Origin of the sequence: Acidovorax delafieldii 2AN, from assembly GCF_000175235.1 — a bacterium.
In the GTDB taxonomy this organism is placed as follows: Bacteria; Pseudomonadota; Gammaproteobacteria; order Burkholderiales; family Burkholderiaceae_C; genus Acidovorax; species Acidovorax delafieldii_B.
On the sequence record NZ_ACQT01000183.1, the window covers coordinates 1 to 7,196 of the forward strand.

Consider the following 7,196-nt stretch of genomic DNA (forward strand, 5'->3'; position numbering starts at 1 on the left):
CCCGAACCAGGCCAGCGCCTCCCCATCGCCGCGCGCCATGGGCCAATCGCACATCCATGAAAGCGCGCGTGCCCAGGTGGCGGGCGCTGCCCACTACATCGACGATCTGCCAGAAATCAAGGGCACGCTGTACGCCGCGCCCATCCTCTCCACCGTGGCCCATGGCACGCTGAACGGCGTGGATGCCACCGCCGCCCTGGCCCTGCCCGGCGTGCGCGGGGTGGTGCTGGCGCAGGACGTGCCCGGCGACAAGACCCTGGCCGCCTTCGCGCACGACGAGCCCGTGTTTGCCGCCGGCACCGTGCAGCACATCGGCCAGGTCATCGGCCTGGTGGTGGCCGATTCTGTGATGCAGGCCCGCCGCGCCGCGCGCGCCGTGCAGCTCGACATCACGCCCCTGCCCGCCATCCTGAGCGTGCACGAGGCGCTGAAGAACCACAGCTTCGTGCTGCCCCCGGTGTTCGTGCGCCGGGGCGATGCCGACCAGGGCCTGGCGCAATCGGCCCACCGCCTGCAGGGCGCGTTCGAGGTGGGCGGGCAAGAACACTTCTATCTGGAAGGCCAGATCGCCTACGCGCTGCCGCTGGAGCAAAAGCAGTGGTGGATCTACTCCAGCACCCAGCACCCCGGCGAGGTGCAGCACTGGGTGGCGCACGCGCTGGGCATCGACAACCACGCCGTGCGCGTGGAGTGCCGGCGCATGGGCGGCGGCTTTGGCGGCAAGGAGACGCAGGCCGGCCACCTGGCCGTGTGGGCCGCCGTGGCGGCGAACAAGCTGGGCCGCCCCGTCAAGCTGCGGCTGGACCGCGACGACGACTTCATGGTCACCGGCAAGCGGCACCCGTTCGCCTACGAGTACGACGTGGGCTTTGACGACACGGGCCGCATCACGGGCCTCCAGCTGCAGATGGCCGCCAACTGCGGCTTTTCCGCCGACTTGTCGGGCCCCGTGGCCGACCGCGCCGTGTTCCACGCCGACAACGCCTACTTTCTTGAGAACGTCGAAATCGCCTCTTACCGCTGCAAGACCAATACGCAGAGCCACACGGCCTTCCGCGGCTTTGGCGGACCGCAGGGCGTGATCGTGATCGAGGCCATCCTGGGCGACATTGCCCGCGCGCTGGGCCGCGACGCACAGGACGTGCGCATGGCCAACCTGTACGGCACCACGGAACGCAACGTCACCCACTACCAGATGGCGGTGGAGAACAACATCCTGCACGCGCTGCTGCCCCAGCTGGAGCGCAACGCCGACTACCGCGGGCGCCAGGCCGAGATTGCCGCCTGGAACGCGCTGCAGCCCGTGCTCAAGCGCGGCATCGCCATCACGCCCGTCAAGTTCGGCATCAGCTTCACGGCCACGCTGTTCAACCAGGCCGGCGCGCTGGTGCATGTGTACACCGATGGCAGCGTGCAGGTGAACCACGGCGGCACCGAGATGGGCCAAGGCCTCAACACCAAGGTAGCGCAGATCGTGGCCGACGAGCTGGGCGTGCCGCTGCACCGCGTGCTGGTCACCGCCAGCGACACCAGCAAGGTGCCCAACGCCAGCGCCACCGCCGCCAGCAGCGGCACCGACCTGAACGGCCGCGCGGCCCAGTACGCTGCCCGCAATGTGCGCGACAACCTCGCGTCCTTCGTGTGCGGGCTGGACGGCTGCGGCGCGGGCGCCATCCGCTTCGAGGGCGGCCAGGTGATATCGCCGAAAACCGTGCGCCCGTTCGACGACGTGGTGAAAGAGGCGTATGCCAACCGTATCCAGCTGTGGAGCGACGGCTTCTACCGCACGCCCAAGATCCACTACGACAAGACCACGCTCACGGGCCGGCCGTTCTATTACTTCGCCTACGGCGCTGCCTGCACCGAAGTGGTCATCGACACGCTCACCGGCGAGAACCGCGTGCTGAAGGTGGACATCCTGCACGACGTAGGCCACAGCATCAACCCGGCCATCGACATCGGCCAGATCGAGGGCGGCTTCGTGCAGGGCATGGGCTGGCTCACCACCGAGCAGCTGGTGTGGAACGACAAGGGTTATCTCGCCACCCACGCGCCCAGCACCTACAAGATTCCAGCCACGGGCGATATACCGGCGCACTTCAAGGTGGACTTGTGGCCCGAGGCGAACCGCGAGGACAACGTGGGCGGAAGCAAGGCGGTGGGCGAGCCGCCGTTCATGCTGGCAATCAGTGTGTACGAGGCGCTGCGCAATGCGGTGGCAGCGGGGCGTAGCGGCGTCGATGCTGCGGCGCCGGTCGTGTTGATAGCGCCGGCGACTGCGGAGAATGTACTCAAAGCGTTGGGGCGGTTGGGAGATTGATGTTTTTGGCTGCTGGCGCTAGTGGGGCATGTGCTGATAGCTATCAATATTGAAGCACTCCCTCTTTAGAAGTTCGGGTTCTGGTGTGGCCGCATGCCTGTGTTGAAGGCGGAGGCCGGGAGACTCCCGGCCTCTGCCCCAGAACCAGGCACGCAGCCCGATGTGCAGTCACGCCCGACGCAACAATCAAAAATACACTGCAAAATCAATAGCTACCAGCCCATATCCCACGAGCGCATCCAGCCCAGAATCTCTCAAACTGGCCCCAACGCCATCCGCCCCGACGAAGTCACCGACGCATCTCGTGCATGGCGCGTCTCCACCCGGTTGCGCCCCGCCCGCTTGGCGTCGTAGCAGGCCATGTCGGCCACGTAAAGCACCGAGGGCACGTCCTGCAGGCTCGCGTCCAGCACCACCAGTCCGATGCTCACGCCCAGCGTGAAGCTGCGCCCCTGGTACGAAGGCTCCCATGCCTGCACCGCGGCGCGCAGCTGGTCGGCCACGGCCTGCCCGCGCGCCAGCGAGCATCCCGGCAGCACCACAGCGAACTCGTCGCCACCCAGGCGCGCCGCCCAGCCGATCTGGCGCACCTGGGATTCGAGCAGGCGGGCCACGTGGCGCAGCACATCGTCGCCCGCGTCGTGGCCCGCCACGTCGTTGATGACCGTGAAATAGTCGAGGTCAAGGAACAGCATCACCCCGTCGCCTTCTGCCTCGCCCTCGGGTGAGGGAGCAGCCGATGGGTCTGCCGTGCGTGCCCGTGCCGAGCGCTCGGCCAGCAGCACCTCCATGCGCCCTGTGAATGCATCGCGGTTGTACAGCTGCGTGAGGGGATCATGGACCGCCACCCACGACTGCTGCTGCTGCGCCTCGCGCACGGCGGTCATGTCTTCGAGAATCCACACCGTGCCGCCCTGGATGTCCTGCGCCTGCACCCCACGGCCCTGCACCCGGGCCCACACGGGGCTGCCGTCCTTGCGCATGAAGCACACGTCGCCATCGAATGCGCCATGGGCCAGGAAATCGGCCTGCACCCGCGCACCCAAACGGGCGTAATCGTCGTCGGATGCATACAGGATGCGCGCCGGGCATCCCTGCAGTTCCTGCGGCGTGTATCCCAGCATCTGGCAGGCCTGCCGGCCCACCACTTCCAGCACGCCCTGGCGCGTGATCGCGATGCCTACGGAGGCGTTGTCCAGAATGGCCTGGAACTGGCCCTCGAGCTGGGCCTGCTGCTGGCGCTGCCGGTCGCTGCGCAGCACCTGCGCTTCGAACACCTGCACCAGCGCGCCCACCTCACCCGTGGCGCGTGGCCAGGCGATGCGGGTGCACGAGCCACCATTGGCCAGCTGCAGTGCGCTGTGGCACAGGTGGGCCAGGGGCTGCGCCATCCACACCATGAACACGCCGAGCAAGGCCATGGCAGAGGCAATCACCGCCGCCGCCAGCCACCAGGCCTTGCGCTGTGCACCCGCCAGGGGCGCCAGCATGGCCTGCGAATCGCTCACGCGGGCCACAAGCCACTGGGGCAGTGGCATACCGGCCATGCTCACGATGTGGTGCGGCTGCACCGTAGTGGTGCCGCGCCCGGCCAAAGGCTGCGCCTGCTGCAGCCACTGGGCGAAGACGGGGCCGAGCCCCGGCTCGTCCTGCACCTTGGCCAGGATGCGGGCGGGGTCGGGGTGCGACAGGATGGTGCCGTCGCGCGTGAACACGATCAACCGCGAATCATCGCGCCCCGGCAAGGTCATGGAAGGCGGCAGCAGCCCTTGCGATTGCAGCTTGAGGGCGCCTGCCACCACGCCCAGCACCTGCCCCTCCTCGCGCCGCAGCGGCATGGTGAACATGACGCGCGCATCCGCGCTGCGGCCGGCCACCAGTTCGGACACCAGGGGTTTGCCCCCGATCAGGGTGCGCCGCAGGGCATCGCGCTCGGCGGGGTCGAGGTTGGCCACGTCCTCCAGCCGGCCCGAATGCAGGTTGACACGCAGGTCGCCGTCCTGCCGGGCCACCTGCATCGAATCGAAGAACTGCACCGCCGGCAGTCCCTGCTGCAGCAGCCATTCAAGCGACGAGGGAGAGTTGAGCATGGCCGGAGTGATGCCCTCGGCCACGGTGCGCAGCACCTTTTGGCTCTGCTCGATCTTGCTGGCCAGCAGCCGAGCCATGACCTCGACTTCCTCGGTCTGCTGGCCGACCAGGCGGCGCACAGCCTCACGCTCGGAGGCGCGCGATGCGAGCCAGGCCGACAGCGCCCCCGAGAGCGCCACTGCCAGCAGCGCCACCAGCACCAGGCGCAGCACGAGTGTCCCGGGGGGGCCACCATCCCTGGCGGCTCGGCCGGTGCCTGCGTGCCCGCCAGCGGCGTCATGGGCACCCTGCGCGAGGCAGGCCGGGGGCAGTCTGGGGGGAAAGGTGCGACATGGAAGCGGGGATTGCCTGAAGGTTCTCAAGGCAAATATACGCAGCGGCCCGCGCCTGCCGCTTGGGTGGAACCCTCACTCCCGTCCAAGGAGAAACCCTGAGAACAGGGTGGCGGGGCCACGCCCCGCCTGGGCGTCAACAGCCCGCCACGGATTGCAGCGCGTGCGGCTGGGGCAGGTTCAGCACGTTGCCGGTGCCCGCGATAAGACCGTGCTCGCGCAGATGGCGCAGTACGCGCGAGAAGGTTTCGGGCGCAATGCCCAGCTGCGCGGCGATGAGCCGCTTGCGCTGGTGCAGCGTCACGCTCATGGCGCCGCTGTGGTCTGGCTCGGCGTGGTTGAGCAACCACTGCGCGCAGCGTGCTTCGGCATCCTGGGCCAGGCGGCTCACCGCAAGTTCGGATTGCTGCCGGTAACCCGTCGCCAGATCGCGCAGCAACCCCTGCGCCACCGGCGGCAGCGACGCATAGCCGCGCCGGAACTCCTCGATGGGCAGGCGCCGCACCTGCACGCGCGTCTCGGCCACCATGTCCACCGGAAACGGTTTGCCCAGCAGGGCCGATGCCGCGTCCAGCCAGAACGGCCCCTCCACAATGCCCAGCTGGTGCCGCAGCCGCCCGTCTTCGTAGACGCCGCGCAGCACCCGTCCGCTTTCAAGGTGCAGCACCGAAGTCAGGGTCTGGTTGCGGCGGCGAAGCACTTCCCCGGCGGCGAGCACTTCGATCTGAGCTGGGAGGGAAAAGAATGTGGATGGCAGCATGTAGCCAACTTTGCCGTGCGATAGCGCCCCACGTTTTGAGGAAGATCAAAAGGCAGTTTGACCCGGTCATGGCCTGTGGCAGCCCTCTGCCCGGCGTCAAAAGCACGAAAACAACACACGTTCGCCACATAAGGCATGGAACTTGCAACAGTCTGTATATGGCCTGATCATGCAACCCGCAACGCACTGTCATGACGGTGTCATGCCTTTTCTCGCCGGACAACCGGCAATTTCAACCCCTGCAGGAGTTTCAATGAAAAAAACCTGATTGCCTTGGGAGCCGCACTGCTGTGTGCCGCCGGGGCCCACGCCCAAAGCTCCGTCCAGCTCACCGGTCTGGTGGACGTTTTTGCCGGTTCGATGAAGATGGCGGGTGATGCCAAGAGCAAGTCCGTGGTCGACAGCGGCGGCCTGACCACCTCGTGGTTTGGCGTCAAGGGCACGGAAGACCTGGGCGGCGGACTGAAGGCCAATTTCAACCTGACCTCGTTCATCAAGGTGGACACCGGCACGCAAGGCCGTTTCACGAACGACACGTTCTTCTCGCGCGACGCCAACGTCAGCCTGTCGGGCGGCTTCGGCTCGGTGCTGCTGGGCCGCTGGATGGCCCCCAACTTCCTGCCTTCCGTGATCGGCAACCCGCTGGGTGACTCGTTCACTTTCTCGCCTCTGATCCTGCACAAGGACGTTCCGCTGTTCAACGGCTCGGGCTGGTCTGCCATGACCCCCGCGGACACCGGCTGGAGCAACCAGATCGTGTACAGCACGCCCCAGATCGGCGGCTTCTCGGCCAACGTGCAGTACCAGTTCGGCGAGCAGGCCGGCAAGACCGGCAAGAACAACTTCGGCGCCAACTTCTTCTATTTCGGCGGCCCGCTGACCCTGACCGGCTTCTACGAGAACGCCGACATCGGCAACCCCGTGAACACGCTGCTGGCCAACAACCACAAATACTGGATGTTGCTGGGCGCTTACGACTTCGGCATGGTCAAGCCCTACCTGAGCTATGGCGAGAAGAAGATCGACAACGCCACCTCCACCAAGGGCAAGACCTTCCAGGTGGGTGCATCGGCTCCGCTGGGCAACGGCAAGCTGCTCGCCGAATGGGTGAAGACCGAGTGGTCCACCCCCGACGTGAGCCGCAAGACCTTCACGCTGGGCTATGACTACAACCTGTCCAAGCGCACCGACGTGTACGCCATGTACATGAACGACAAGATCACCGCCCAGACCAACGGCAACAGCTTCGGCGTGGGCATTCGCCACCGCTTCTGATGTGCCGCGCCCCTTGGGGCGCTCGCCATGCGGGGCACGGCCGGACATCGGCCGTGCCCTTTTTTTGCACCCACTGTTTCGCCCTGGATGGAACCTTATTTGGAAGAATGCAGCCGCATGCGCTGATGCAGCGGGCGCAATTTGCTACAAAACCAGTAGCACCCGGAAATCATTCACATTGGTGTGCGTGGGGCCCGTGACCACCAGATCATCCAGCGCCGAGAAGAAGCCATAGGCATCGTGGCGATCGAGGTGGTCGCCCAGGCGCAGTTGCAATGCGGCGGCGCGGGCCAGGGTGTCGGGGGCCACCAGCGCGCCCGCGTTGTCTTCCACCCCGTCGATGCCATCCGTGTCGGCCGCCAGTGCCCACACCCCTTCTGCGCCCTGCAGCGCCTGCGCCAGGCCCAGGCAGAACTCA

5 protein-coding genes are annotated in these 7,196 nt (G+C 66.7%); 2 read left to right on the forward strand and 3 right to left on the reverse strand.

Features of this window, described 5'->3' with window-relative positions; all coding sequences use genetic code 11:
* Nucleotides 1–37 precede the first annotated feature (37 nt).
* Entirely contained in the window at nucleotides 38–2,320 is a 2,283-nt protein-coding gene (gene xdhB / locus ACDELDRAFT_RS16945) for a xanthine dehydrogenase molybdopterin binding subunit (protein ID WP_005799103.1), read from the forward strand.
* A 254-nt stretch (nucleotides 2,321–2,574) separates the two neighbouring features.
* On the opposite strand, the gene ACDELDRAFT_RS16950 is transcribed toward xdhB, so the two are convergent.
* Complete coding sequence (locus ACDELDRAFT_RS16950) at nucleotides 2,575–4,623, reverse strand: sensor domain-containing diguanylate cyclase (RefSeq protein ID WP_005799105.1); 2,049 nt, start codon at nucleotides 4,621–4,623, stop codon at nucleotides 2,575–2,577.
* Between the two features lie 256 nt (nucleotides 4,624–4,879).
* On the reverse strand, nucleotides 4,880–5,503 hold the full coding sequence (locus ACDELDRAFT_RS16955) for a Crp/Fnr family transcriptional regulator (RefSeq protein ID WP_005799107.1): 624 nt from the start codon (nucleotides 5,501–5,503) through the stop codon (nucleotides 4,880–4,882).
* 264 nt (nucleotides 5,504–5,767) lie between these two features.
* Between ACDELDRAFT_RS16955 and ACDELDRAFT_RS16960 the strand changes: the two genes are divergently transcribed.
* Complete coding sequence (locus ACDELDRAFT_RS16960) at nucleotides 5,768–6,778, forward strand: porin (RefSeq protein ID WP_040329672.1); 1,011 nt, start codon at nucleotides 5,768–5,770, stop codon at nucleotides 6,776–6,778.
* A gap of 144 nt (nucleotides 6,779–6,922) precedes the next feature.
* On the opposite strand, the gene ACDELDRAFT_RS16965 is transcribed toward ACDELDRAFT_RS16960, so the two are convergent.
* Nucleotides 6,923–7,196: MOFRL family protein (locus ACDELDRAFT_RS16965; protein ID WP_005799111.1), on the reverse strand; the 274-nt coding region annotated here is incomplete at its 5' end.